The organism is Streptomyces sp. NPDC039465, from assembly GCF_055639315.1.
This window is the reverse complement of the sequence record NZ_JBVKAP010000012.1, coordinates 128,082-153,382: the sequence shown is the minus strand read 5'-3', so window position 1 is coordinate 153,382 and position 25,301 is coordinate 128,082. Positions and strand designations below refer to the sequence as shown.

27 protein-coding genes are annotated in these 25,301 nt (G+C 71.8%); 17 read left to right on the top strand and 10 right to left on the bottom strand.

The window, feature by feature from the left end; genetic code table 11:
- Window positions 1-11: 11 nt before the first annotated feature.
- Entirely contained in the window at window positions 12-1,475 is a 1,464-nt protein-coding gene (locus ACZ7LT_RS30795) for an amino acid permease (RefSeq protein WP_471239391.1), read from the bottom strand.
- A gap of 247 nt (window positions 1,476-1,722) precedes the next feature.
- Window positions 1,723-2,424: a FadR/GntR family transcriptional regulator gene (locus ACZ7LT_RS30790; RefSeq protein WP_471239390.1), complete on the bottom strand. Its 702-nt coding sequence runs from the start codon at window positions 2,422-2,424 to the stop codon at window positions 1,723-1,725.
- Window positions 2,425-2,559: 135 nt separating this feature from the next.
- Here ACZ7LT_RS30790 and ACZ7LT_RS30785 point away from each other — a divergent pair, with 135 nt between their 5' ends.
- Both ACZ7LT_RS30785 and ACZ7LT_RS30780 read left to right on the top strand, forming a co-directional pair.
- Window positions 2,560-3,090: a gluconokinase gene (locus ACZ7LT_RS30785; RefSeq protein ID WP_471239449.1), complete on the top strand. Its 531-nt coding sequence runs from the start codon at window positions 2,560-2,562 to the stop codon at window positions 3,088-3,090.
- 18 nt (window positions 3,091-3,108) lie between these two features.
- Complete coding sequence (locus tag ACZ7LT_RS30780; protein ID WP_471239448.1) at window positions 3,109-4,506, top strand: GntT/GntP/DsdX family permease; 1,398 nt, start codon at window positions 3,109-3,111, stop codon at window positions 4,504-4,506.
- 80 nt (window positions 4,507-4,586) lie between these two features.
- Here ACZ7LT_RS30780 and ACZ7LT_RS30775 read toward each other — a convergent pair whose 3' ends face one another.
- Window positions 4,587-6,242 carry an FAD-binding dehydrogenase gene (locus ACZ7LT_RS30775; protein ID WP_471239389.1) on the bottom strand — a complete coding sequence of 552 codons (1,656 nt, stop codon included), beginning with the start codon at window positions 6,240-6,242 and terminating at the stop codon, window positions 4,587-4,589.
- 238 nt (window positions 6,243-6,480) lie between these two features.
- Between ACZ7LT_RS30775 and ACZ7LT_RS30770 the strand changes: the two genes are divergently transcribed.
- The 4 genes from ACZ7LT_RS30770 to ACZ7LT_RS30755 all read left to right on the top strand — a co-directional run bounded on the left by ACZ7LT_RS30770 (window position 6,481) and on the right by ACZ7LT_RS30755 (window position 8,656).
- Complete coding sequence (locus ACZ7LT_RS30770; protein ID WP_471239447.1) at window positions 6,481-7,245, top strand: glucose 1-dehydrogenase; 765 nt, start codon at window positions 6,481-6,483, stop codon at window positions 7,243-7,245.
- Between the two features lie 60 nt (window positions 7,246-7,305).
- Window positions 7,306-7,845 carry an NUDIX hydrolase gene (locus ACZ7LT_RS30765; protein WP_471239388.1) on the top strand — a complete coding sequence of 180 codons (540 nt, stop codon included), beginning with the start codon at window positions 7,306-7,308 and terminating at the stop codon, window positions 7,843-7,845.
- Between the two features lie 24 nt (window positions 7,846-7,869).
- On the top strand, window positions 7,870-8,262 hold the full coding sequence (locus ACZ7LT_RS30760; protein ID WP_019885045.1) for a YidH family protein: 393 nt from the start codon (window positions 7,870-7,872) through the stop codon (window positions 8,260-8,262).
- 109 nt (window positions 8,263-8,371) lie between these two features.
- Complete coding sequence (locus ACZ7LT_RS30755; RefSeq protein WP_471239387.1) at window positions 8,372-8,656, top strand: DUF202 domain-containing protein; 285 nt, start codon at window positions 8,372-8,374, stop codon at window positions 8,654-8,656.
- A 93-nt stretch (window positions 8,657-8,749) separates the two neighbouring features.
- On the opposite strand, the gene ACZ7LT_RS30750 is transcribed toward ACZ7LT_RS30755, so the two are convergent.
- The gene (locus ACZ7LT_RS30750) at window positions 8,750-9,691 is read right to left on the bottom strand and encodes an NADP-dependent oxidoreductase (protein WP_471239386.1); all 942 of its coding nucleotides are present in this window, start codon (window positions 9,689-9,691) and stop codon (window positions 8,750-8,752) included.
- 163 nt (window positions 9,692-9,854) lie between these two features.
- Here ACZ7LT_RS30750 and ACZ7LT_RS30745 point away from each other — a divergent pair, with 163 nt between their 5' ends.
- From ACZ7LT_RS30745 to ACZ7LT_RS30730, 4 genes are all read left to right on the top strand, one after another.
- A complete protein-coding gene (locus ACZ7LT_RS30745; protein WP_471239385.1) occupies window positions 9,855-10,151 on the top strand; it encodes a hypothetical protein in 297 nt (98 codons plus the stop codon).
- 102 nt (window positions 10,152-10,253) lie between these two features.
- Window positions 10,254-11,165: an MBL fold metallo-hydrolase gene (locus ACZ7LT_RS30740; RefSeq protein WP_471239384.1), complete on the top strand. Its 912-nt coding sequence runs from the start codon at window positions 10,254-10,256 to the stop codon at window positions 11,163-11,165.
- A gap of 197 nt (window positions 11,166-11,362) precedes the next feature.
- Window positions 11,363-12,385 (top strand): phosphotransferase family protein, encoded by a 1,023-nt coding sequence (locus tag ACZ7LT_RS30735; RefSeq protein ID WP_471239383.1) that lies wholly within the window; start codon window positions 11,363-11,365, stop codon window positions 12,383-12,385.
- A 7-nt stretch (window positions 12,386-12,392) separates the two neighbouring features.
- Window positions 12,393-13,616 carry an acyl-CoA dehydrogenase family protein gene (locus ACZ7LT_RS30730; RefSeq protein ID WP_471239382.1) on the top strand — a complete coding sequence of 408 codons (1,224 nt, stop codon included), beginning with the start codon at window positions 12,393-12,395 and terminating at the stop codon, window positions 13,614-13,616.
- 38 nt (window positions 13,617-13,654) lie between these two features.
- Here ACZ7LT_RS30730 and ACZ7LT_RS30725 read toward each other — a convergent pair whose 3' ends face one another.
- The 4 genes from ACZ7LT_RS30725 to ACZ7LT_RS30710 all read right to left on the bottom strand — a co-directional run bounded on the left by ACZ7LT_RS30725 (window position 13,655) and on the right by ACZ7LT_RS30710 (window position 17,029).
- Window positions 13,655-13,801: a hypothetical protein gene (locus tag ACZ7LT_RS30725; protein ID WP_471239381.1), complete on the bottom strand. Its 147-nt coding sequence runs from the start codon at window positions 13,799-13,801 to the stop codon at window positions 13,655-13,657.
- A gap of 57 nt (window positions 13,802-13,858) precedes the next feature.
- Entirely contained in the window at window positions 13,859-14,452 is a 594-nt protein-coding gene (locus tag ACZ7LT_RS30720; RefSeq protein WP_471239380.1) for a TetR/AcrR family transcriptional regulator, read from the bottom strand.
- Between the two features lie 121 nt (window positions 14,453-14,573).
- On the bottom strand, window positions 14,574-16,229 hold the full coding sequence (locus ACZ7LT_RS30715; protein ID WP_471239379.1) for a class I adenylate-forming enzyme family protein: 1,656 nt from the start codon (window positions 16,227-16,229) through the stop codon (window positions 14,574-14,576).
- Window positions 16,226-17,029 carry an SDR family oxidoreductase gene (locus ACZ7LT_RS30710; protein WP_471239446.1) on the bottom strand — a complete coding sequence of 268 codons (804 nt, stop codon included), beginning with the start codon at window positions 17,027-17,029 and terminating at the stop codon, window positions 16,226-16,228. Before ACZ7LT_RS30710 ends, ACZ7LT_RS30715 begins: the two co-directional genes overlap by 4 nt.
- A 216-nt stretch (window positions 17,030-17,245) precedes the next feature.
- On the opposite strand from ACZ7LT_RS30710, the gene ACZ7LT_RS30705 reads away from it, so the two are divergent.
- From ACZ7LT_RS30705 to ACZ7LT_RS30695, 3 genes are all read left to right on the top strand, one after another.
- On the top strand, window positions 17,246-18,493 hold the full coding sequence (locus ACZ7LT_RS30705; RefSeq protein WP_471239378.1) for an exo-beta-N-acetylmuramidase NamZ family protein: 1,248 nt from the start codon (window positions 17,246-17,248) through the stop codon (window positions 18,491-18,493).
- 117 nt (window positions 18,494-18,610) lie between these two features.
- Complete coding sequence (locus tag ACZ7LT_RS30700; protein WP_471239445.1) at window positions 18,611-19,921, top strand: alpha/beta fold hydrolase; 1,311 nt, start codon at window positions 18,611-18,613, stop codon at window positions 19,919-19,921.
- Between the two features lie 170 nt (window positions 19,922-20,091).
- Window positions 20,092-20,739 carry a hypothetical protein gene (locus ACZ7LT_RS30695; RefSeq protein ID WP_471239377.1) on the top strand — a complete coding sequence of 216 codons (648 nt, stop codon included), beginning with the start codon at window positions 20,092-20,094 and terminating at the stop codon, window positions 20,737-20,739.
- A gap of 143 nt (window positions 20,740-20,882) precedes the next feature.
- Here ACZ7LT_RS30695 and ACZ7LT_RS30690 read toward each other — a convergent pair whose 3' ends face one another.
- The gene (locus ACZ7LT_RS30690; protein WP_471239376.1) at window positions 20,883-21,767 is read right to left on the bottom strand and encodes an NAD(P)-dependent oxidoreductase; all 885 of its coding nucleotides are present in this window, start codon (window positions 21,765-21,767) and stop codon (window positions 20,883-20,885) included.
- A gap of 49 nt (window positions 21,768-21,816) precedes the next feature.
- Between ACZ7LT_RS30690 and ACZ7LT_RS30685 the strand changes: the two genes are divergently transcribed.
- The 3 genes from ACZ7LT_RS30685 to ACZ7LT_RS30675 all read left to right on the top strand — a co-directional run bounded on the left by ACZ7LT_RS30685 (window position 21,817) and on the right by ACZ7LT_RS30675 (window position 24,151).
- On the top strand, window positions 21,817-22,224 hold the full coding sequence (locus ACZ7LT_RS30685; protein ID WP_471239375.1) for a MerR family transcriptional regulator: 408 nt from the start codon (window positions 21,817-21,819) through the stop codon (window positions 22,222-22,224).
- Between the two features lie 60 nt (window positions 22,225-22,284).
- Complete coding sequence (locus tag ACZ7LT_RS30680; RefSeq protein WP_471239374.1) at window positions 22,285-22,998, top strand: 3-keto-5-aminohexanoate cleavage protein; 714 nt, start codon at window positions 22,285-22,287, stop codon at window positions 22,996-22,998.
- A gap of 67 nt (window positions 22,999-23,065) precedes the next feature.
- On the top strand, window positions 23,066-24,151 hold the full coding sequence (locus ACZ7LT_RS30675; RefSeq protein WP_471239373.1) for an RNA ligase (ATP): 1,086 nt from the start codon (window positions 23,066-23,068) through the stop codon (window positions 24,149-24,151).
- Between the two features lie 66 nt (window positions 24,152-24,217).
- Here the strand turns inward: ACZ7LT_RS30675 and soxR are convergent, their stop codons facing one another.
- On the bottom strand, window positions 24,218-24,688 hold the full coding sequence (gene soxR / locus ACZ7LT_RS30670; protein ID WP_471239372.1) for a redox-sensitive transcriptional activator SoxR: 471 nt from the start codon (window positions 24,686-24,688) through the stop codon (window positions 24,218-24,220).
- A 116-nt stretch (window positions 24,689-24,804) separates the two neighbouring features.
- On the opposite strand from soxR, the gene ACZ7LT_RS30665 reads away from it, so the two are divergent.
- Window positions 24,805-25,266, top strand: coding sequence for a MaoC family dehydratase (locus ACZ7LT_RS30665; RefSeq protein ID WP_471239371.1), 462 nt, complete (start codon window positions 24,805-24,807; stop codon window positions 25,264-25,266).
- Window positions 25,267-25,301 lie beyond the last annotated feature (35 nt).

The following is a 25,301-nucleotide window of genomic DNA, read 5'->3' as shown; positions in this document are numbered from 1 at the left end:
TGTGCGAGAGGTCAGCCCTTGTGCGCGGCGGAGGCCGAGGCCACCCGCTTGCGGACCAGGTACCAGCCGCCGACGAGCATGAGCGCGATCAGCGGGAGGCAGTTGACGGTGGTGCGGCTGATGCCCTCGTCCATCCACATCAGGACCAGGACGGAGCCGAGGAAGAACAGCGTGATGATCTGGGTGTACGGCGCCCAGGGCAGCTGGTAGGAGGGGCGGGTGACCCGGCCGTCCTTGGAGCGGTGCCAGAAGAGCAGCGAGCAGACCATGATCATCGCCCAGGTGCCGATGATGCCGATGGAGGCGAAGTTCAGCACGAGCTCGAAGGCCTCGCCGGGCATCACGTAGTTCAGGCCGACGCCGACGACACCGAAGGCGGCGGTGAGCAGGATGCCGCCGTAGGGCACGCCGCCCTTGTTCATGACGCCGGTGAACTTGGGCGCGGAGCCCGACAGCGACATGGAGCGCAGGATGCGGCCGGTCGAGTAGAGACCGGAGTTGAGGCTGGAGAGCGCGGCGGTGAGGACGACCAGGTTCATCACGCCCGCGGCGCCGGGGATGCCGAGCTTGTCGAAGACGGTGACGAAGGGGCTCTGGTCGCCGGAGTAGGCGGTGTACGGCAGCAGCAGGGCGAGCAGCACGACCGAGCCGACGTAGAAGAGGCCGACGCGCCACATGATCGAGTTGATCGCCTTCGGCATGATCTTCTCGGGGTTCTCGGTCTCACCGGCGGCGACGCCGCACAGCTCGACGGAGGCGTACGCGAAGACGACACCCTGGATCAGCAGCAGCATCGGCATCACACCGCTGGGGAAGATGCCGCCGTTGTCGCTGATGGTGGACAGGCCCGGGGTGTGGCCGCCGATGTCGTGCGAGGTCACGACGAGGAAGATGCCGACGAGCATGAAGACGACCAGCGCGGCGACCTTGATGATCGCGAACCAGAACTCCATCTCGCCGAAGTACTTCACGGAGATGAGGTTGGCGGCGAGGACGACCGCGAGGGCGATCAGCGCCAGGATCCACTGCGGGATGTCGCTGAACATGGCCCAGAAGTGGGCGTAGGTCGCGGCCGCGGTGATGTCGGCTATGGCGGTGGTCGACCAGTTGAGGAAGTAGAGCCAGCCGGCCGTGTAGGCGCCCTTCTCGCCCATGAACTCACGGGCGTAGGAGACGAAGGCGCCGGAGGAGGGGCGGTAGAGGACCAGCTCGCCGAGGGCCCGCACCACGAAGAAGGCGAAGACGCCACAGACCGCGTACGCGATGAAGAGGGATGGTCCGGCGTTGGCCATGCGGCCACCGGCGCCGAGGAAGAGGCCGGTGCCGATCGCGCCACCGATGGCGATCATGTTGATGTGCCGGGACTTCAGGTCCTTCTTGTACCCGGCGTCACCGGCGTCGACGTGGGGGGACGCCGCTGCCGGTGGCGTGGCGGACAGCGTGTCGTCGGCCGCAGTAAGCGTGCGGTCAGGCATGGAGATGTTCGCCTTCGTGAGGGGGAGGGTTGTGCGGTACCCGGCCGTGTCTGCCTGTCGATGAGGGTGGTCATCAGGCAGAGGGCCACGGCACATAGTCACGGCAGGACCGCGATTTGGCAGTGGCCTATGTCACGTACAGGCAGATCTGAGGTGTTTCTGAGGTTACCGGCTGGTTTACGGCGCGCCGACCACCGGCGGACGATCCGCCTTCAGGACGGCCCGCGAGAGGGTACGGCCGGGGGTGCTACGGGGCGAGGACGTCCAGCTCGCGCAGGGCGCCGACGGCGATCTGGCGGGTCAGCTCCTCGGCGCGGGCCGCGTCCCGCTCCCGTACGGCCTCCGCGACCTGGACGTGGAGGGTGACGGCGGCCGGGTCGGGGTCCTCGAACATCACCTGGTGGTGGGTGCGGCCGGTGAGGACCTCGGCGACGACGTCTCCGAGGCGGGCGAACATCTCGTTCCCGGAGGCGGCCAGGACGACGCGGTGGAAGGCGATGTCATGGACGAGGTACGCCTCCAGCTGCCGGCCGCGCGAGGTGGCGACCATGCCGAGGGCCTGCTCGGTCAGCTCCCGGCACTGCTCGGGGGTGGCGTACAGGGCGGCGAGTCCGGCGGCGACCGGTTCGACGGCGGAGCGCAGCACGGTCAGGGAGCGCAGCTGGCGGGGGCGGTCGGCGCCGGCCAGCCGCCAGCGGATGACCTGCGGGTCGTAGACGTTCCACTGCTCGGCTGGGCGGACGGTGACGCCGACCCGGCGGCGGGACTCGACCAGGTGCATGGACTCCAGGACGCGAACGACCTCGCGGACGACCGTACGGGAGACGTCGAAGCGCTGGGCGAGCTCGTCGGTGCGCAGGACGCTGCCGGGCGGATACTCACCGGCGGTGATCGCCAGGCCCAGGGTGGCCAGCACGTGAGGGTGGAGCCCCTGGGTCCGTGTCGTCATGGTCACAGCCTACGGGCCGCCCGTCTCCCACATTAAGTACGACTTTTATCTCACAGGCTCTTGAATACGTCGTATCCAATGGGTTTCATGAGCGCGTCGAACATCGATGTCGAAGAAGACAGCGAGGCATCAGCCATGAGCGCCACCCCGCTTGCCGCCCCTCCGGTCGTCGTCGTGATGGGCGTGGCGGGCACCGGCAAGACCACCATCGGTCCGCTGGTCGCCCGGGCGCTCGGCGTCCCCTACGCGGAGGGCGACGATTTCCATCCGGCGGCCAACGTCGCCAAGATGGCGTCCGGCGTCCCGCTGGACGACGCGGACCGCGGTCCCTGGCTCGACGCGATCGGCGCGTGGGCGCACGGGCGCGCGGGGCTGGGCGGGGTGGTGAGCAGCTCCGCGCTGAAGCGGAGGTACCGCGACCGGCTGCGGGCGGCCGCCCCTGGGGCGGTGTTCCTGCATCTGACCGGTGAGCGGGAGCTGATCGAGCGGCGGATGGCCGGGCGCAAGGGCCACTTCATGCCCGTGGCGCTGCTCGATTCGCAGTTCGCCGCGCTGGAGCCCCTCCAGGGCGACGAGGCCGGTGTCGCAGTCGATGTCACCGGCACCCCCGAAGAAATCACCGACCGGGCCGTCGCCGCGCTGCGCGCCGCCGCCCTCGCCCCGTAAGGACTCCCCGTGACATCCCTGACCGGTCTCAGCGTCGAGACGCTGGCAGCGGACGCGGCCGAGCCGATCACCTCGGCCGGCAACGCACAGCTGGGCATCGCCGTTCTCGCCGGCATCGCCGTCATCGTGCTGCTCATCACCAGGTTTAAAGTGCACGCGTTCCTCGCGCTGACCATCGGGTCGCTGGCGCTGGGGGCGTTCGCCGGGGCTCCGCTCGGGGCGACCGTCGACTCCTTCGGCACCGGTCTGGGCAAGACCGTGGCGAGCGTCGGCGTACTGATCGCGCTCGGTGCGATCCTCGGCAAGCTGCTCGCCGACTCCGGCGGCGCGGACCAGATCGTCGACACGATCCTCGGCCGGGCGAGCGGCCGGGCGATGCCCTGGGCGATGGTGCTCATCGCGTCGGTGATCGGGCTTCCGCTCTTCTTCGAGGTCGGCATCGTGCTGCTGATCCCCGTGGTGCTGCTGGTCGCCAAGCGCGGCAACTACTCGCTGATGCGGATCGGCATCCCGGCGCTCGCGGGTCTGTCGGTGATGCATGGGCTGATCCCGCCGCACCCCGGCCCGCTGGTCGCCATCGACGCACTCGGCGCGAACCTCGGGGTCACGCTCGCCCTCGGCGTGCTCGTCGCGATACCGACGGTGATCATCGCGGGTCCGCTCTTCTCCCGGTACGCGGCGCGCTGGGTCGACATCCCGGCGCCGGAGCAGATGATCCCCACCCGGCCGTCGGAGGATCTGGGCAAGCGGCCCGGCTTCGCCGCGACCGTCGCCACGGTGCTGCTGCCGGTGGTGCTGATGCTGGTCAAGGCGCTGGTGGACATCGTCGTCGCCGACCCGGACAACGGCGTGCGGAAGGTCACCGACGTGATCGGCTCCCCGCTGATCGCGCTGCTCGCCGCGGTGATCGTGGGCATGTTCACGCTGGGCCGCGCGGCCGGCTTCACCAAGGAACGGATCTCCTCCACCGTCGAGACCTCGCTCGCCCCGATCGCGGGTGTGCTGCTGATCGTCGGCGCGGGCGGCGGCTTCAAGCAGACCCTGATCGACGTGGGCGTCGGGCAGATGATCCTGGACTTCTCCGAGGACTGGTCGATACCGGCGCTGCTGCTGGCCTGGCTGATCGCGGTGGCGATCCGGCTGGCGACCGGCTCGGCGACGGTGGCGACCATCTCTGCGGCGGGGCTGGTGGCGCCGCTCGCCGAGGGGATGCCGACGGCCCAGACGGCGCTGCTGGTACTGGCGATCGGAGCGGGTTCGCTCTTCTTCAGCCATGTCAACGACGCAGGGTTCTGGCTGGTGAAGGAGTACTTCGGGATGAACGTCGGCCAGACGGTGAAGACCTGGTCGGTGATGGAGACGATCATCTCGGTGGTGGGGCTGGGGTTCGTGCTGCTGTTGTCGCTGGTGTTGTAGAGCGGGATCGTCCGCGGGGCGGAGGGGTTTGCGGGGCGGCCGGGGCGCGGCGGTCGGGGCGGGGGCGCGCGGCGGTCGGGTCAGGCGACCGCCTCGGCCGCCGCGCGGCCCGCCGTACGGCCCGAGAAGAGGCAGCCGCCGAGGAACGTGCCCTCCAGCGAGCGGTAGCCGTGGACTCCCCCGCCGCCGAAGCCGGCCGCCTCCCCCGCCGCGTACACGCCCGCCAGCGGCTCGCCGCTCTCCGTCAGGACGCGCGAGGACAGGTCGGTCTCCAGTCCGCCCAGGGACTTTCTGGTGAGGATGTTCAGTCGTACGGCGATCAGCGGGCCGGCCTTGGGGTCGAGGATGCGGTGCGGGGCGGCCGTACGGATCAGGCGGTCGCCGAGGTACTTGCGGGCGCCGCGGACCGCCATGACCTGGAGGTCCTTGGTGAAGGGGTTGGTGATCTCCCGGTCCCGCGCGACGATCTCGCGGCGCAGCTCCGCCTCGTCGATCAGCGGCTCCTTGGTGAGCGCGTTCATGCCGCGCACCAGCGCGCTCAGGTCCTTCTCCACGACGAAGTCGACGCCGCGGTCCATGAACGCCTTGACGGGGGCGGGGACATCGGCCCGCGCGCGGCCGATGACGTCGCGGACAGACTTGCCGGTGAGGTCCGGGTTCTGCTCGGAGCCGGAGAGCGCGAACTCCTTGCCGATGATGCGCTGGTCGAGCACGAACCAGGTGTGGTCGTGCCCGGTCCGCATGATGTGTTCGAGGGTGCCGAGCGTGTCGAAGCCGGGGAACAGCGGCACGGGGAGCCGGCGGCCGCGGGCGTCCAGCCAGAGAGAGGACGGGCCGGGCAGGATGCGGATGCCGTGCCGGGCCCAGATGGGGTCCCAGTTCTCGATGCCCTCCGTGTAATGCCACATGCGATCTTTGTTGATGTGACGTGCTCCGGCGCTCTCCGCGATGCCGAGCATCAGCCCGTCGACATGGGCGGGCACTCCGGAGAGCATCTTCTCGGGCGGGGTGCCGAGGCGCTCGGGCCACTGGGCCCGTACGAGATCATGATTGCCGCCGATGCCGCCGGAGGTGACGATCACGGCCTGGGCGCGGTACTCGAACGCCCCGGTCACCTCACGGCTGCTGGCGGCTCCGCGTACGGCGGACGAAGGGGCCAGGATCTCGCCGCTGACGGTGTCCACGGCTCCGTCGGTGCGGCCGAGGCCGGTGACCCGGTGACGGAAGCGCAGCTGGACCCGGCCGCGGGCGGCGCCCGCGCGCACCCGGCGCTCGAAGGGGGCGACGAGCCCGGGGCCCGTACCCCAGGTGATGTGGAAGCGCGGCACCGAATTGCCGTGGCCGTTGGCGTCGTACCCGCCGCGCTCGGCCCAGCCGACCACGGGGAAGAAGCGCACGCCCTGGGCGTGCAGCCAGGCGCGCTTTTCGCCGGCCGCGAAGTCGACGTACGCCTCGGCCCACCGGCGCGGCCAGTGGTCCTCGGGGCGGTCGAAGCCCGCTGTGCCCAGCCAGTCCTGGAGGGCGAGGGCATGGCTGTCCTTGATGCGCATGCGCCGCTGTTCGGGCGAGTCGACGAGGAAGAGACCGCCGAAGGACCAGTGGGCCTGGCCGCCGAGGGACTGTTCGGGCTCCTGGTCGAGGAGGATCACACTGCGCCCGGCGTCGACGAGCTCCGCCGTGGCGGCGAGGCCCGCGAGGCCCGCCCCGATCACGATCACATCAGCGTCGTACGCCATGGGTGTTCCGTCCTTCCGGGAGGTGGTCCGATCTTCGATACCCGGCAGTAGCCCGTCAACCGTCTGGCACGTCCGGCCTCTCCCAGTTGCCAATGCCCGGCATTGGAGTGCCGCCGTGACGAGTCCTCAGGGGCCCGGAGCCCGGGAGGGGCGTGGTGGCGCCGGCAGCGGCTGATCGAACGTCTGGACTCCGGGCCCCCGTGCCCAGTGCGGGAAAGGACCACGTATGAACGAGCGGATCCACGACCTCTCCGGCAAGACCGTGATCATCACCGGAGCCGCCCGCGGGCTGGGTGCGGCCGCCGCGTCCGCGGCGGTCGCGGCCGGGGCCTACGTCGTCGTCACCGACGTCCTGGACGACGAAGGCAAGGCCACGGCGGCGCGGCTCGGGGAGCGCGCCCGTTTCGTCCACCACGACGTCACCTCCGAGGAGAGCTGGCAGGCGGCCCTGGCGTACGCGAACGCGGAATTCGGCGCGGTCCACGGGCTGGTGAACAACGCCGGGATAGCCGCCGGATCCCTCCTGGACTCCGAGTCGGTGGAGCAGTTCCGCCGGGTCCTCGACGTCAACCTGACCGGTGTCTTCATCGGGATGCGGACCGTCGTCCCGGCGATGAAGGAGAACGGCGGGGGCTCGATCGTCAACATCTCCTCCGCCGCCGGGCTGATGGGCCTCGCCCTGACCGCGGGCTACGGCGCGTCGAAGTGGGGGGTCCGGGGCCTGACGAAGATCGGCGCGGTCGAGCTGGGCACGGCGAAGATCCGCGTCAACTCCGTCCACCCCGGCATCACCTACAGCCCGATGACGGAACCGATCGGCGTGGAGCGGGGCGAGGGGAAGTACCCCAACACGCCCATGGGCCGGATCGGCGAGGCGGAGGAGATCGCCGGCGCGGTGGTCTTCCTGCTCTCGGACACGGCGTCGTACGCGACCGGCGCGGAGCTGGCGGTGGACGGCGGCTGGACTGCCGGTCCGACGGTGAAGTACGTGACGGGCCGGTGAGAGGTGCGCCGTACGCGCGGGCGGGCCGGTGTGCCGTACGCGCGGTGATTTCATGGCCGTATGAGCGATGCTTCGCCCGCACCGGCGCGTGCGGCTGACGAAATCCTGGACCTCGTCGACGAACACGACGAGGTGGTCGGGCAGGCACCCCGCGGTGAGGTGTACGCGCGGGGCCTGCGCCATCGGTGTGTCTTCGTCCAGGCCAAGGACTCCTCGGGCCGGGTGTTCGTGCACCGCCGCACGGCGACGAAGCTCGTCTTCCCGTCGCTGTACGACATGTTCGTGGGCGGGGTCGTCGGCGCGGGCGAGAGCTACGACGAGGCGGCGCTGCGGGAGGCGCAGGAGGAGTTGGGGGTCGTCGGCCTGCCCCGGCCGGTGCCGCTGTTCACGTTCCTGTACGTCTCCCCCGACGGCGCCCAGAGCTGGTGGTCGTACGTCTACGAAGTGCAATGTGATCTGCCGGTGAACCCGCAGGCGGAAGAGGTCGCCTGGCACGCGTTCGTGCCGGAGGAGGAGCTCGCGGCCCGGCTGGAGGAGTGGGAGTGGGTCCCGGACGGGCTGGCCGCGTACGAGCGGTTGCGCGCCCACCGGGCGATGTGACAATCCGACGGATATGGTGCCCGGGTGAGCGCCTTCATACAGAGTCTGCGGCTGTGGTTCACGCCGCAGCGGATCCGGGACGAGGGGGAGACACCCGACTACCGGTTCTCCCTCGCCAACGAACGGACGTTCCTCGCCTGGCTCCGGACCGCGCTCGCCCTCGTCGGCGGTGGATTCGCCGTGGACCAGTTCCTGCCGGATCTGCGCTGGGGCGTCCGGGTGGGCCTGGCGCTCGCGCTGCTCGCGGCCGGGGTGCTCTGCGCCCTGCGGGCGGTCAACCACTGGATCCGCTGCGAGCGGGCCATGCGGCGAGGCGAGGACCTGCCCGTGTCGCGCTTTCCGAGTGTGCTCGCCCTGGCGGTGGCGCTGGTCGCACTGGTGATGGTGGTGGTCGTGCTCTTCGGCTGGGCGGGGTGACGTCCTCGTGAGGGACGAGCCCGGCCAGGGGGCGGGGGCGCACGATCCAGACGCCCACGATCCAGGGGCTCGCGATCCTGGCCCTCGTCCGGAGGCCCGCGATCCTGGGTTGCAGCCCGAACGGACCAGGCTGGCATGGCGGCGTACGACCCTTTCGGCCACGGTCGCCGGGGTGCTCGCCGCCAAGCAGGCGATCCACGACGAGGTCACCGCGGCCGGGCTGGTCGGCGCGGCGCTGTGTGTGCTGGTCTGGGTGGGTTTCCTGGGGGTCGCGCACCGGCGCATCGTCGGTCTGGGGACCGCGCGGCCGGCCGCGCTGACGCCACGTGCGGTGGTGGTGGCCGCGGGGTGCACGATCGCGCTGGCGGCCTTCGCGGTGGCGGTGGTGGTGTAGCGGGGGTGCGACGGGGCCGGGGGCGTGAGCCGTCGGTGGTTCAGCCCCCTGAGCCGGGGCGCCGGGGCCAGTGGCAGGGCGCGCGCCGGTGGTTCAGTCGTGCCACTCGACGGTGACGACAACCTTGCCGTGCAGACCGCCGACCGCGTTGGCGCGCTGGGCCTCGGCCGCCTCCTCCAGCGGGAACGTCTTGGCGACCGGGACCGTGATCACGCCCTGTTCGGCGAGCTCGGCCAGGGCCGCGAGATCCGCCGCGTCGGGCCGCACCCAGCAGTAGCGGCCGCCGAGCGAGACGACCTCGCCGTCCGAGATGGACGCGAGACGCCCCTCGGGGGCGAGGAGTTCGGGGGTGCCCTTGAGGAAGGGGCCGCCGATGGTGTCGAAGGCGGCGTCCACGCCGTCGGGGGCGAGGGCGCGGACCTGCTGGGGGAAGGTGTCACCGTATACGACCACCTCGGCGCCGAGGGACCGGACGAGCTCGAGGCCCTCCTCGCGCCCGGGCCGCACGGCTCCGATCACCCGGGCCCCGGTGTGGCGGGCGAGCTGGACGGCCATGGCCCCGACACCGCCGGCCGCCGCGTGCACGAGGACGGTCTCACCGGCCCGTACCTCAAGGGCCCGCAGGACCTGGTACGCGGTGAGGCCGACCAGCGGCAGCCCCGCGGACTCCTCGAAGCTCATGGTGCGCGGCTTGCGGGCGAGGGTGCGGACGGGGGCGGAAACGTACTCGGCGAAGGTGCCCCGGCACAGGAAGTCCTCCCGGACGTAGCCCATGACCTCGTCACCGACGGTGAACTCGGTGACGGCCGGGCCTGGCTGGACGACGACGCCGGACACGTCCCAGCCGGGGACCACGGGGAAGACGGCGTCCAGCATTCCGTCGAGGTGGCCGGCCTGGCACTTCCAGTCGACCGGGTTCACCGCCGCGGCCCGCACCTTCACGAGCACGGAGTCGGGCCCCACCTTCGGTTCGGGCCGGTCGCCGAACTCCAGGACCTCGGGGCCCCCGTAGCGGCTGTAGCTGATCGCCTTCATGCTCCGACCCTCGGCCCGGGAGCCACCGCCCGCAAGCGGAGCGAGGTCGTCGTGGGGCCTGTCGTTCACCGACGCGCAAGGGTTCAACTCTAACGAAGGGGACATTCCGGACTAGCCTGAGGCCTGTCACGGTACACACCGATCTCACCCAGAGGCAGCCACCATGACCCTCCTGCACCAGGAACACTCCGCGCACGAGCACACCCACGGCCCGGCCTGCGGCCATATGTCCATCGAGCACGGCGACCACGTCGACTACGCGCACGACGGACACATCCACCGCGAGCACGCCGGGCACTGGGACGAATGCGAGCCCGGAGAGCACATGTCACACAGCGGGCACGCGCACGAGCACGGGGCGGGCTGCGGGCACCCGGCGGTCGAGCACGGCGACCATGTCGACTACGTGCACGACGGACACCGGCACGCCGCCCACGAGGGGCACTGGGACGACCACTGACACCGGGCCCGGCCCGCGCGTCCACCCCTCTCGGCTTCCCCCGGGGACGCCTCAACTGGCAGGCTTCGGCCGACCGTTCAGGCCTCACCCGGGGGGTTCGCCATGCCCGCTCACGACCCGTACCTCGTCCCGCTCACCGAGGGCACGCACGCCTACGTGCAGCCCGACGGCGGGTGGTGTATCAACAACGCCGGATTCGTCAGCGACGGCGGCCAGACCCTGCTCGTGGACACCGCCGCCACCGAGCGGCGCGCACGGCGGCTGCGGGAGGCGGTACTGGCGAGCGGCGCGTCTCTCCCCCGGCTGCTGGTGAACACCCACCACCACGGCGACCACACCTACGGCAACGGGGTCTTCACACCCGAGGCGACCGTCGTGGGCCACGACTCCTGCCGCGCCGAGCAGCTCGCCGCCGGGCATCAGCTCCATCTCATCTGGCCGCAGACGGACTTCGGCGACATAAGCATCGCGGCGCCGACGGTGACGTACAGCGAGCGGCTCACCTTGCACGTGGGCGGGGTGGAGGTGCGGGTCCTGCATCCGGGGGTGGCGCACACGACCGGCGATTCGATCGTCCATGTGCCGGAACGGGATGTGGTCTTCACCGGGGACCTGATCTTCCAGGGCGGCACTCCCTTCCTGCCGTCGGGTTCGCTGCGTGGGTCGCTGCGGGCCCTGGAGCTGCTGCGGTCACTGGACGCCGGCACGGTCGTCCCGGGGCACGGCCCGGTCACCGACCCGTCGGCGTACGACGCCACCGAGCGCTATCTGCGGTACGTGGGCGAGCTCGGCCGGGAGGGGTACGCCAAGGGGCTCACACCCCTGGAGATGGCGCGCCAGGCGGATCTCGGCGAGTTCGCGTCCTGGCGCGAGAGCGAGCGGCTGGTGGCGAACCTGCACCGGGCGTACGCGGAGCTGGACGGCCTCCCGGACGGCTCCCCGCTGGATCTGGTCACGGTGTTCGGTGACATGGCGGCGATGAACGGCGGTGTGCCGGTGCAATGTCACGCGTGACGGCGGTGCGGTGTCACGCGTGACAGCGGCGATGTGTCATGCGTGACGCGGTGCCGTAAGTCCGCGCCATGAGCGCCCTGCCAGGAGCCCTGGCCGAGGTCTGCTCTGGACGACATACCGACTGGTCGGTCATCATGAGCCGGAGCCACGGCCAGGAAGCCGAGGAACCCGATCGTCGCCCCACCGGAGGTGCCCCGATGAGCTCGACCCCGCCGCCAGGCCTGGACCCCGAGCAGTTGCGCGGACTGCTCGACCGCGAGCGGCCGGGGCTGGTGGGCGGACCGCTCAGCGCCCGTCTGATCGAGGGGGGTCGGTCCAACCTCACCTACGTCGTCACGGACGGCGCCGACCGGTGGGTCGTGCGCCGGCCCCCGCTCGGCCATGTCCTCGCCACCGCTCACGACATGAAGCGCGAGCACCGGGTGATCAGCGCGCTGCACCCCACGGACGTGCCCGTGCCACGGCCGGTGCTGCTGTGCGAGGACACGACGGTGCTGGGCGCCCCGTTCTACGTGATGGAGTTCGTGGCCGGCACTCCGTACCGTACGGCCGAGGAGCTCGCCCCCCTCGGCCCCGAGCGCACCCGCGCCGCCGTCCTCGGTCTGGTCGACACGCTCGTCGCCCTGCACGCCGTGGACCCCGAGGCCGCCGGGCTCGGGGACTTCGGGCGGCCCGACGGGTTCCTGGACCGCCAGCTGCGCCGCTGGGGCAAGCAGCTGGACGCCTCCCGCAACCGCGAACTGGCCGGCATCGACGAGCTGCACGCCGCCCTGGGCCGGGCGCTGCCCCACTCCCCCGCCCCCACGGTCGTGCACGGCGACTACCGCCTGGACAACGTGCTGATCGGCGCGGACGAGGAGATCAAGGCGGTCCTGGACTGGGAGATGTCCACGCTCGGCGACCCGCTCACCGACCTCGGTCTGCTCGTGATGTACAGCGCGAAGCTTGAGCTGCCCGACTCGCCGATCTCCACCACCGCCTCGGCGGCCGGCCACCCGTCGCCGGCCGAGCTGATCGAGCGGTACGCAGCGCTCTCCGGCCGCGACACCGGTGCCATCGCGTGGTACACGGCGTTCGCCTGGTTCAAGCTCGCCGTGATCCTCGAGGGCATCCACTACCGCTACACCCTCGGCCAGACCGTCGGCGCCGGCTTCGACCGCATCGGCGAACTCGTCCCCGTCTTCATCGAGCACGGCCTCACCACCCTCCAGGAAGGCTGAACCGCACATGGACTTCGCATTCGACGCCCGCACCGAGGAACTGCGGGCGCGGCTGCTCGCCTTCATGGCCGAGTACGTGTACCCCGCCGAGGCGGTCGCGCACGAACAGCGCGCCCACCTCGCCTCCCCGTGGGACACCCCCCAGGTGGTCGAGGACCTGAAGGCCGAGGCGCGCCGCCAGGGGCTGTGGAACCTGTTCCTGCCGGACGCGGAGCACGGGGCCGGGCTCACCAACCTTCAGTACGCGCCGCTGGCCGAGATCACCGGCCGCAGTCCGCAGCTCGCGCCCACCGCGCTGAACTGCGCCGCGCCCGACACCGGCAACATGGAGGTGCTGGCGCAGTTCGGCAGCGAGGCGCAGAAGAAGCAGTGGCTCGAGCCGCTGCTGGCCGGGGAGATCCGGTCGGCGTTCGCGATGACCGAGCCGGAGGTCGCCTCGTCGGACGCGACCAACATTGAGACCCGGATCGAGCGGGCCGCCGACGGGGCGGACGAGTACGTCGTCAACGGCCGCAAGTGGTACATCTCCGGGGCGATGAACCCGGACTGCAAGATCTTCATTGTGATGGGCAAGACCGACCCGGACGGCGCCGACGTTCGCCGTCAGCAGTCGATGATTCTGGTACCACGTGGCACCCCGGGTGTTCAGGTCCGGCGGGCGATGCAGGTGTACGGGTACGAGGACCACTACCACGGCGGGCACGCCGAGGTGGTCTTCGACGACGTGCGGGTGCCCGCCTCGCATCTGATCGGCGAGGAGGGCGGCGGCTTCGCCATCGCCCAGGCGCGCCTTGGCCCGGGCCGGATCCACCACTGCATGCGACTGATCGGCATGGCCGAGCGTGCCATCGAGCTGATGTGCCGGCGTGCGGTGTCACGTACCGCCTTCGGCAAGGCGATCGCCCAGCAGGGCGTCGTACAGAACTGGATCGCCGACGCCCGGGTCACGGTCGAGCAGCTGCGGCTGCTGGTGCTCAAGACGGCCTGGCTGATGGACACGGTCGGCAACCGCGGGGCGCACACGGAGATCCAGGCCATCAAGATCGCGACGCCGCGCGCGGTGGTCGACATCCTCGACAAGGCGGTGCAGGTGCACGGCGCGGGCGGGGTCTCGCAGGACTTCCCGCTCGCCGAACTGTGGGCCGCTGCGCGCACGCTGCGGCTGGCGGACGGCCCGGACGAGGTGCACCAGCGGTCGCTGGCCCGCCGCGAGCTGAAGCGGTACCTCTAGCCGACGACCGGGCGGGACCGGGTGCCGCGAAACACGCCCTAGTAGCCGGCGAAGGGGTGGTGGTCGGCGAGTGCCAGCTCCCGTACGAACGCTCTGAGTGCCAGCGCCCGGCGGGCCAGGAAGCGGACGGGCGCCGGCCGGGCTGAACCGTAGGCCGCCGCCCAGAAGGCAGGTACGTGGTTCATGCCTCCAGCGTGACGCCGTGGCGGCCGCCGGTCCACCAGGGCCGGGGCGGCCACGGGTCAGGGGCGCAGGGCGCGCAGCAGCAGATCCGCCAGATGGCCGGCGACCTGCTCGGGGGTGAGCGGGCCGTCGGGGCGGTACCACGTCGACAGGTGGTGGACGGAGCCGAAGTGGTAGTCCACCACCAGGTCGGCGGGGGTGGCCGAGGAGAACACGCCGCTCTCCTGGCCCTCCTCGATCAGGGCCCGGAAGCGCTCGTGGTAGTGCCGTCGCTCGGCCCGGACCTGCTTGTTCTTCTCCGGGCTGAGGTGGTGCATGGAGCGGAAGAAGATCGCGGCGTCGTCGAGGTTCTCGATGGTGGTGACGACCACGTCGGCGGCGGCCGCGCGCAGCCGTTCCTCGATCGGCGCGTCGGCGTCGGCGAAGGCGTCCAGGCGCTCCTGCTGGAGCCGCAGCACGCGGGAGTAAACCTCCTGGAGGAGGTCTTCCTTGGAGCCGAAGTAGTGGTAGAGGGCGCCCTTGGTGACGCCCGCCGCCTCCACGATCTCCTGGACGGAGGTGCGGTCGTAGCCCTGTTCGGCGAAGAGCCGGGTGGCGGCGGCCAGCAGCCTCTGGGGGACGGGGGTGCCGCTCCCGTCCGTCGTCCTGGCCATGTGCCGCCGCCTTTCCGCTCGTCGTCGTGGTCCGTGGGGTGGTTGGCCCCTGGGTGGTGCCGTGTACCCGTGCAATATGACCGTGTACCGGCCCCATGTCGTGTCGTGGGGTGAACCACGCTCAGCGTCGTGAACGCAGCTCACGCCTGAGGATCTTCCCACTTGTCGTCTTCGGCAGCTCCGCCAGGACCTCGACCTCGCGCGGATATTTGTACGCCGCGAGCCGCTCGGCGCAGTAGGCGGAGAGCTCGGCGGGCTCCGCGGGGACGCCGGGGCGCAGGCTGACGTACGCCTTCACCGTCTCGCCGCGGTACGCGTCGGGGATGCCGACGACGGCGGCCTCGCGGACCGCCGGGTGAGTGTAGAGGACGTCCTCGACCTCGCGCGGCCAGACCTTGAATCCGGAGGCGTTGATCATGTCCTTCTTGCGGTCGACGACGTAGAGCCAGCCGTCCGCGTCCATGAACCCGATGTCGCCGGTGCGCAGCTCGCCGTCGGGGAAGGCCTCGGCGGTCGCCTCGGGGAGCTTCCAGTAGCCGGGGACGACCTGCGGGCCGCGTACGGCTATCTCGCCCGGCTCGCCGAGGGGCACGTCGTCGCCCTTCTCGTCCACGATCCGGACGAGGGTGTCCGGGCCCGGGACGCCGACCGACAGGGTGCCGGAGGCCGGGTCGACCGGGGCCTCCCGCTCCGGCGGCACGGAGGCGCAGGGTGCGGTGCACTCGGTCAGGCCGTAGCCGTTGCGGATGTACGGTCCGAAGGCCGCCCGGAACTTCTCCACCAGGGCGGGCGGCACCGGCGCGCCGCCGGAGGAGATGACCTCGAAGGACGAGAAGTGGTCGCGGGTGACGTCGGGGTGGGCGGCGAGGGCCATAAAGGCGGTGGAGGGGCCGACGGTGTAGGCGGGGCGGTGCTCGGTGAAGGCGTCGAGGACCACACCGGCCTCGAAGCGGTACGCGAGGGCGAGGGTGCCGGCGTTGGCGAAGCAGGCGGCGAGCTCGCAGACCATGCCGGTGATGTGGAAGAGCGGGGCGAGCGCGAAGTAGGTGGCGCCCTCGGCGATGGGGTGACCGGTGCGCTGGCGTTCGGCGTTGTAGGTGAGGGCGCGGTGCGGGTTCATGGCGCCCTTGGGGGTTCCGCTGGTGCCGGAGGTGTAACTGATGAGTGCAATGTCATCGGTCACCGGCTCCCGGCCCTCCGGCGCGGGCAGCCCGGCGCGGGCGACGGCGAGGAGGTCGTCGGTGTCCTGGGGCACGGGCAGCCGCTCGAAGCCGAGCACGCGGGGATCGTCGCGGGTCTGCAGATCACGCTCGCAGGCCGTGACGGCGACGCGCACGGAGGGGCAGCCGGCCGCCGTCTCCCGCAGATACGCCTCCCAGGTGCGGTCCGCGCAGATGACGGCGGTGGCCTCGGAGTCGTCGAGGACGTGCGCCACTTCGGCGGACTTGTACATCGGGTTGAGGGGGACGACGGTCGCGCCGGCCTTCCAGGCGCCGAGGAGCGCGAGGACGAAGTGCGGGCTGTTCTGCAGCATGACGGCGACGCGGTCGCCGCGCGCGACCCCGCGGGCGGCCAGATGTCCGGCGACGGCGTCGGAGAGGGTGTCGGTCTCGCGGTAAGTCAGCCGGCCGTCGAAGTAGGCGAGGGCGGTCCGGCCGGGGGCTCGGGCAACTGCGGCGCGGAAGGCGTGGACCACCGTGGCCGGTGGTGCGATCGGGGCCCGCTGGGCGTCGGTGAGCTGAGAGAGCCACGGCTTGGCGGCGTAGACGGAGGTCACCGGGCGGCTCCTTCTGTGGTCTCCCACCTGCGCTGGATGTGGTTCATGTTGCCCAGCCAGCGTTCGGGGTCGGTCGCCCGGGCCTGGTAGAAGGCGGCGACCTCGGGGTGCGGAAGGATCAGGAAGCGGTCGGCCTCGATGCCGTCGATGAGGGCGTCGGCGACGTCCTCGGGCTCGATGGCGGTGGGCGCGAGGACGAGTTCGCCGGCCGATCCGGCGGCGGTGAGCATGTCCGTCCGTACGCCCTGGGGGCAGATGGCGTGCACTTTCACACCGCGGTGGCGGTAGGTGAGCGAGAGCCACTCGGCGAAGGCGTACGCGCCGTGCTTGGAGACGCTGTAGGGCGCGGCGCCGACCATGGTGAGAAGGCCGGCCGCGGAGACGGTGGAGACGAAGCGGCCGCTGCCGCGCTCCAGCCAGTCGGGCAGCAGCGCACGGGCCGCGCGGACATGGGCCATGACGTTGACGTCCCAGGCGGCCGCCCAGACCGACTCGTCGGCGAAGGCGTCGCCGGGGGAGGCGAGTCCGGCGTTGGCGCAGTAGACGTCGACCGTGCCGCCGAGCGCCTCGCGGGCCTCGGCCACGATCGTGGAGGCGTCGCCGGGGACGGCGACGGCGCCGATCTCGTCGGCGACGGCCTTGGTCCGTACGGGGTCGATGTCGTTGACGACGACCCGTGCGCCCTCCGCGGCGAACCGGCGGGCGAGCGCGGCGCCGATGCCGCCGCCCGCCCCGGTGACCACTACCGCGGCACCTTGCACTCCGGCACCCTGCACTCCGCCACCCCGCACCGCACTCATCCGCATGCCCGCCTCTCCGTCGTGACGACCTTCCGGCGCGCCCGGCCGTGCCTGAGCGCGCCCGGACCGCCTCGGCAGACTAACCGGTCGGTATGTAGCGGGGGAAGGGCCCTGGGAGGTGCGGGGCGCGGAGCGCCGGGTCGGCCTCGTTCCCCCGGGCTCCGGTGCGCGCTAGCGTGCGGGGCCTGGCCTGACCGGGCGACGAGGAGGATCCGTATGAGCCTGTCCAGACGGGGGCTGCTGGCCGCCGGCGGTGCGCTGGGGGCGGTGGCGGCGGCGAGCCCCGCCGCCGCGCGGAGCGGCCAGGGCGGCCGGCGGCGGGTGCGCACCGGTTTCGACCGGCTGGCCGCCGACGGTTACGCCGCACTGGCCGGGCAGCGGGTCGGGATGGTCACCAACCCGACGGGGGTCACCGCCGATGTGCGGCACGTGGTGGACGTCATGCACGCCGACGACCGCGTGGATCTGGTGGCGGTCTTCGGGCCGGAGCACGGCTTCCGGGGGACGGCGCAGGCAGGCGGCTCCGAGGGCCGCTACGACGACCCGGCGACGGGACTGCCGGTCTATGACACGTACCTGAAGAGCGGGCGGCCCCTCGCCGACGTCTTCACGGCCTCCGGCGTGGACACGATCGTCTTCGACATCCAGGACGTGGGGGCGCGGTTCTACACGTACATCTGGACGCTGTACGACTGCATGGTCGCCGCCGCTCTCGCGGGGAAACGTTTCATGGTCCTCGACCGGCCCAATCCGGTGACCGGGCGGGCGGCGCTCGGGCCGGTGCTCGACCGGGCGTACGCGACCTTCGTGGGCCGGGAGCCGATCGCGCAGGCCCATGGGATGACGGTGTGTGAGCTGGCACGGCTGTTCAACGGCGAGTTCCTGGCCGAGCCGGTCGCGCTGGAGACGGTCCGCATGTCGGGGTGGCGGCGCGGCGACTTCCATGACGCGACCGGGCTCCCCTGGGTGCCGCCGAGCCCCAACATGCCGACGCCGGACACCGCGTTGGTGTACGCGGGGACCTGCCTGTTCGAGGGGACGAACCTGTCCGAGGGGCGCGGCACCACCCGCCCGTTCGAACTGCTCGGCGCGGAGGGGGTCGACCGGAGGTGGGCCGAGGCCGCGAACGCGCTGGCGCTGCCCGGGGTCCGGTTCCGGGAGGCGTACTTCACACCGACGTTCTCCAAGTTCCAGGGGCGAACGGTCGGCGGCGTGCAATTGCACATGGCGGACCGGGAGGTCTTCGATCCAGTACGGACCGGGATCGGGCTGCTGGTGAGCGCGAAGCGGTCGTGGAGCGGGTTCGCCTGGCGGCCCGACCACTGGATCGACAAGCTGACCGGGTCGGCGCGGGTGCGCACCCTGATCGACGCCGGGGCGGACACGGACGAGGTGGTGGGCGCCTGGAGCGACGACCTCGCGGCCTTCCGGGACCTGCGCCGGGAGTACCTGCTCTACCCCTGACCGGGGGCCGGGGGCGCGGGCCGCGCTGAAGCCGCGCCGGAGGTCTGGCCGTCCCTCCGCCCGGGCAGGATCCTGGTCACCAGCGACCTCGACGCGGAGGGACGGGCCATGGCCGGGATGAGTGTGGAGCCGTACCGGGAGATCACCTTCGACAAGGAAGGCGACGGGGACACCGCCCAGCAGGACGCGCTGGGGCGGCTCGGGGTCACGGACCTGGTGGTGTTCGCCCACGGGTGGAACAGCTCCCGCTCCGTGTCCACCCGGCTCTACGACCGCTTCTTCGGCCCGTTCCCGGGGCTGCTGCCCGCCGGGGCGCGGGTCGGGTACGCGGGTGTCGTCTGGCCCTCGATGATGTTCGCCGACGAGCCCGTGCCCGACTTCGCGCGCGTGGCCGCTTCCGCCGCTGAGCCCGGTCTGGAGGCGGAGACCCGGGACGCCCTCGTCGCGCTGTTCCCTGAGCGGGCGGGGGTGGTCGAGCGGCTGGCGCAGCTGCTGGACGAGCGGCCGCAGGACGAGGCGGCGATCGGCGAGTTCGGGGCGCTGCTGCGGGAGCTGACTGGGACCGAGGGGGCCGCGGCCACGGCCGGTGACGACGAGGCCGCGCCCGCCTTCCTGTTCGGGGATCCGGTGGAGGTGTGTGCCGCGTTCGCCGACGCGCTGGAGTCGCTGGAGACGGAGCAGTCACCGGACTCACCGGGGCCGTCGGAGGCACCGGAATCGCCGGAGGGGGCCGGCGGTCGTCAGGAGCTGCTCGGGCGCCGGCTGAACAGACTCTGGAAGGGCGCCAAGGAAGCGCTGCGCCAGGCCACGTACTACACGATGAAGCGGCGGGCCGGGACGGTCGGCGAACGCGGTCTGGGGCCGCTGCTCGGCGAGTTGGCCCGCTCCTCCCCCGCTCTGCGGATCCATCTGGTCGGCCACAGCATGGGCGCCCGGCTCGTCGCGTTCGCGCTGCGCGGCCTGCCCGGCGGCACGCGCAATGTGAAATCCGTGACGCTCCTTCAGGGTGCCTTCTCCCATTACGCGTTCGCGGCGAGCCTGCCGCACGACCGCGGCTCGGCCGGGGCCCTGCGGGACATGCAGCGGCGCGTGGACGGGCCAGTGGTGGCCTGCCACTCGCGCCATGACACGGCCCTCGGGGTGATCTATCCGCTGGCCTCCCGGCTCGCCAGGGACTCCTCGTCGGTGGCGGGGCTCGACCGGCGGTGGTGGGCGGTGGGCCACTCCGGCGTCCAGGGCGTGCCCGGAACCCCCTCGCTCACCCTGGAGGATGCCCTGCGCGCCGGGGTCGCGGCCGCGGGCTGTGTGAACGTCGACGCGGCCTCGGTGGTGCGGCGCGGCGGGCCGCCGTCCGGCGCGCACAGTGACATCTGCCACCCGCAGCTGGCCCGCGTGGTGATCGCCGCGGGCCGGATCGGGCGCGGATAGGCACGGATAAGGGCGAACAGGGGCGAATAGGGGGCGGACCGTCGGGGACAGGCCACGGACCGCTCGTCTCAGGCCCTTATGGGCCCCATCGGATTTTCGATGGAACAAGTTGGCGCGCCCATACGTCCATCCCTTGACGCCGAAGTACCAGCGACGGAGGTGGCAGTGCGATGGCCGGTTTCCGGAGTCTTGCGAGACAGGTGCGCGATCCGGGGTGCGATCTGGCGCTGCGGAGGTATTCGCTGCGCAAGTGCCTGGAGCGGTTCGCCCCGTACGGGCACCGGGCGACCTGGGCCCACCTGTGCGGCAGGCATGGGTTCGGGCCCGAGGACCGGGAGCCCGATCCGGCGCGGCTGGTGGCCGCGCTCGACGAACTGGAAGACGCGCGGGCCGTGTGGCTCGCCTACGAGAAGGACTTCGCGGCGCGCCGCAGGCGCGAGAAGCAGGACGGCCTGCGGCGCCCGGGAGTCTTCGACGACTGGCACCGGCGCACCTGGGGCGGCAACGGGGTGGCCCGGTGCGACGATCCGGCGGTGCATCCCGCGGAACCGCTCGGAGAGGTGCTGCGCCGGCTGATCGGCGCGCTGGAGGCGGCGCCCGGGGAACACTGCCCGGTGTGCGCCGGGACCCGGATCGTCTGGCGGCCGGACCTGACGGGCGAGCCGTGGTTCGGGCCGGTCTGCGAGGGCTGCGGGGTGCTCGTGCCGCAGCCGGTCCTGACCTCCCGGGCCCTGGCACGGGCCAAGGCCTTGACTGACCCTGACGCGGCGGAGCGAGCACCGCTCTCGCTGCGCAAGGAGCTGGCGTCGGTGGCGTGAGACGCGCCACGCGGCACGGAACGGGGGCGGTGCGGCATGAGCCGCGAGCGGTACGGCGTGGGGGCGGGCGACGGCGTCGGCACGCCCCCACGTCCACGGTGACGACGCGCCGCGTGGAGCCTCAAGGACCGCCCGGGGGCAGGTCAGTCGGTGCGAGGTGTGCTGAACTCCTCGATCAGCACGGGATACTGCTCCCCGCCGTGACCGGCGGCGATCGCGCGGTCGGCCATCGCCTTGAACAGCTTCGGCAGTTCGGCGTTGACGCCCACCGCCTCGCTCTCCTCGATCAGGTGGGCCATCGCCCGCGCGTCGGTCTCCAGCGCCGACACCTCGGCGGGGAAGGAGCCGCGGTCGATCTGCTCGGCATACCCGGGCAGCCATGTGGCCACCCCCTCGGCGACCTGCCGCGCGAACGGCGCGTACGTCGCGGCGTCGACACCGGCGGACCTGAGCAGGGCCGTGCCCTGGAGCCAGGCGTTCAGGACGCTCCACATCATGGCCAGGCCGGCCACGTCGTACAGGGACGCGAGCCCATGGTCCGCACCGAGGTAGGTGACGGTGCCGAGCGCGTCGAGTGTTGACCTGTGTGCCTCGAAGTGCGGCTGCGGTCCGCTGTGCAGGATCATCGCCTCGGCGGTCCCGATCGCCGGCGGGATGGCCAGGATGGCGCCGTCCAGGTAGTGGGCGCCGCGCTGCTCGGCCCACTGAGCGGCCTCCCGGGCCTGGGTCGAGTCGCCCGAGGTCAGGTTGACCAACGTCGTGCCGTCCAGGTCGACGTCGCGCGCGCCGAGCAGCTCGCGCACGGCCTGGTAGTCGGTGAGGCAGATGATGGTCAGGGCCCCTGCCTTGAGGGCGTCGCGGACCGTCGGCGCCAACTGAGCGCCCTGCGCCACGAGATGGTCGGCCTTTGCGGCCGTACGGTTCCACACGGTGGTGGGATGACCGGCCTTCAGGAAGGCGCCGGCGAGCGCCTGGCCCATCAGTCCGAGTCCGATGACTGTGACGGGTGTGTCGGTTTCGTTGGTCATGGCAGCATCGTCAACGTTGATACCAGTGTGAAGGTCAAGCGAGGTTTCGATGCGGATCGGGGAACTGAGTCGCCGGACGGGCGTCAACGCCCATCAGTTGCGCTACTACGAGGCCCAGGGCCTGCTGGAGGCGGACCGCGGCGCGAACGGCTATCGCGAGTACGACGAGAACGCCGTGCTCAGGGTGAAACAGATCCGGCACCTGCTCGGTGCCGGTCTGTCGTCGGAGGACATCGCGTACTTGCTGCCCTGTGCGGTCGGTGAGGCCCCCGAGTTGCTCGGGTGTCCAGAACTGCTGGCCGCGATGCGGTCGCGGCTGCGGCGACTGGACGATCAGATGGCCAGGCTCGCGCAGTCCCGCGACGCGCTCACCGACTACATCGACGCGGCCGAGCGCATGAGCAGCCGGACGTACCCGCCCTTCGACAGCACCGGCGTGGAGCCCGTCCCCGCCTGAGAGCTGCCCCGGTGGTCGACGGCGAGGGCGTTGTCAGTGGCGCCTGGCACCATCGGGGACATGATGCAGGTCTGTCTGAACGGGACGCGCGGGGCCGGGGATTCGGGCGCCGTGCCGATGTCGCCGGAGGCGCTCGCCCGGTCCGCCGCCGAGGCCGTGGCCGCGGGCGCCGCCGAGGTGCACGTCCATCCGAAGACGCCGTGCGGCTCCGACTCGCTCTCGCCCCGGGTGGTGGGCCCGGCGCTGACGGCGATACGGAGCGCGGTGGGCGTGCCCGTCGGGGTGACCACCGGCGCCTGGGCCGAGCCCGATCCGGCGCGGCGGGTGGAGCACGTCCGTTCCTGGACCGTCCTGCCCGCGTACGCGTCGGTGAACTGGCATGAGCCCGGCGCCGAGGAGGTCGCCGCGGCCCTGCTGGAGCGGGGTGTGGGCGTGGAGGCCGGGATCTGGTCGGGGACGGACGGCGCCGAGCGGTTCCTGCGGTCGCCGCGGGCGCCCCGGGTGCTGCGGGTGCTGGCCGAGGTGACGGATCCGGATCCGGTCGGCGCGCCGGAGGCCGCCCGCGCGCTGCTCGGCGCGCTGGGCACGGCCCACGGACGGCCGGTGCTGCTGCACGGCCAGGACGGCGGCGCGTGGCCGGTGCTGCGGCTCGCCGGCCGGCTCGGCCTCGACACCCGGATCGGCATCGAGGACACGCTGACCCTGCCGGACGGCCGACCGGCCGCGTCCAATGCCGAGTTGGTGACGGCGGCCAGGGAGGCTACCAGCCGCTAAATCGATGGCTCCAGCGGTTTGCCGCCGGAGAAAGTGGGGGCGATGAAACACGACCGAGGAGCCTGACATGTCGACGCTGCGCGTCACCGCCGAACTGCTGACCGTTCACGAACATCCCAACGCCGACGCCCTGGAGCTGGCCCAGGTCGGCCTCTACCGCGCGATCGTCGCCAAGGGTGCGTACCGCAGTGGTGATGCCGCCGTGTACATCCCGGAGCAGGCGGTCCTGCCCGCCGCGCTCGTCGACGAGCTGGGGCTCACCGGCCGCCTCGCGGGGAAGGCGTCCGACCGGGTCAAGGCGGTGCGCCTGCGCGGTGAGCTGTCGCAGGGCATCGTCTGCCGCCCCAAGGCGCTCGACGGGGTGGACCTGGTGCGCGCGGCCGCCGAGGGCACCGACTTCGCGGAGCTGCTCGGGATCACGAAGTGGGTGCCGCCGATCCCGCCGACGATGAGCGGGGAGGTGGAGCCCGCGGCGGATCTGCTGCCGTGGGTCGACATCGAGAACCTTCAGCGCTATCCGGGGATCTTCGAGCCCGGCGAGCCGGTCGTGCTCACCGAGAAGCTGCACGGCACGGCGTGCCTGCTGACCTACCGCGTGGACGGGGAGCGGGTGTTTGTCTCCTCCAAGGGGTTCGGCGCCAAGGGGCTCGCGCTCAAGGAGGACCCGCGCAATCTGTACTGGCGGGCGGTGCACGGCCATGGCGTGCCGGAGGTGGCCGCCCGTATCGCGGAGCGGCTCGGCGCGACGCGGGTCGGGGTGTTCGGAGAGGTGTACGGCGCGGGGGTGCAGGATCTGGCGTACGGCGCCGACGGCCGCCGGGAGACGCTCGGTTACGCGGTCTTCGACGTCTCGGCCGAGATCGGCGGCCAGGTCCGCTGGCTCGCTCCGGCGGAGCTGAGCGAGCTGGTGGAGTCGCTGGGCGGGGCGCTGCCGCTGGTGCCCCAGCTGTACGCGGGGCCGTACGACCGGGAGACCGTGCTGGAGCTGGCGAGCGGACGCGAGACGGTGTCGGGGCGTGAACTGCATCTGCGGGAGGGCGTGGTGATACGCCCGGCCGTGGAGCGGTACAGCCCGGTAGTGGGGGGACGGGCCATCGCGAAGGCCGTCAGCCCGGCCTATCTGACCCGTAAGGGCGGCACCGAGTACGAGTGAGGACCGGTCGTCCACGGGGGCCCGCCCACGGGGGTGGTGGGCTCCCGTGGGCGGCCTCTCACCCGGTCACGTGGCGGCGGGGCGCCGCTCGGGGAGCAGGCGGGAGCCGGTGATGCTTTCCCCGAAGACGTCGTCCGGGTTGGACAGGACACAGGTGTCCAGGGAGAGACAGCCGCATCCGATGCAGTCGGTGAGATGGTCGCGGAGACGGCCGAGCTGCTTGATGCGCTCGTCGAGTTCGGAGCGCCAGGCCTCGGAGAGCCGCGCCCAGTCCTCGTGGGTGGGGGTGCGTTCCTCGGGGAGTTCGGCGAGTGCGGCCCGGATGGTGGCGAGCGGGATGCCGACGCGCTGGGCGGCGCGGACGAAGGCGACGCGGCGCAGCGCGTCGCGGCTGTAGCGGCGCTGGTTGCCGCTGGTACGGCGGCTGCTGATCAGGCCCTTGGACTCGTAGAAGTGCAGGGCGGAGACCGCCGCGCCGCTGCGCGCGGACAGCTGGCCGACCGTGAGTTCGTGGATCTTCTCTGGAATCTGCGGCACCCCTCGAACCCTACTGCCCGTCCGTTGACAGACGGGCGCACACCCCACATGCTGAGCAAGCGCTTAGACAGCGCCTGGCGGGGGGACACCGTGTGCGAGAGGCAGGGAGCAGGGACATGGCCGAGCCGAGGATCTTCACCTCCGCCGAGGAGCTGCGCGCCGCCGTCGGCGAGCAGTTGGGGCACAGCGACTGGCTGGAGATCGACCAGAAGCGGATCGATCTCTTCGCCGACGCCACCGGCGACCACCAGTGGATCCATGTGGACCCGGAGCGCGCGGCGGCGGGGCCGTTCGGCAGGACCATCGCGCACGGCTACCTGACGCTGTCGCTGCTGCCGACGTTCGTTCCGCAGATCATGCGGGTCGAGGGCATGAAGATGGGCATCAACTATGGCACGGAGAAGGTGCGTTTCCCCGCGCCCGTGCCGGTCGGCTCCCGGCTGCGTGCCACCGCGCTGCTGACGGGGGTCGAGGAGGCGGGCGGCGGGGTGCAGGTCACGGCGAAGGTGACCGTCGAGCGTGAGGGCGGCGACAAGCCGGTCTGCGTCGCGGAGTCGGTGTCCCGCTACTACTTCTGAGCCGCACGGACCTCACGGACGGCGCGAACGTACGG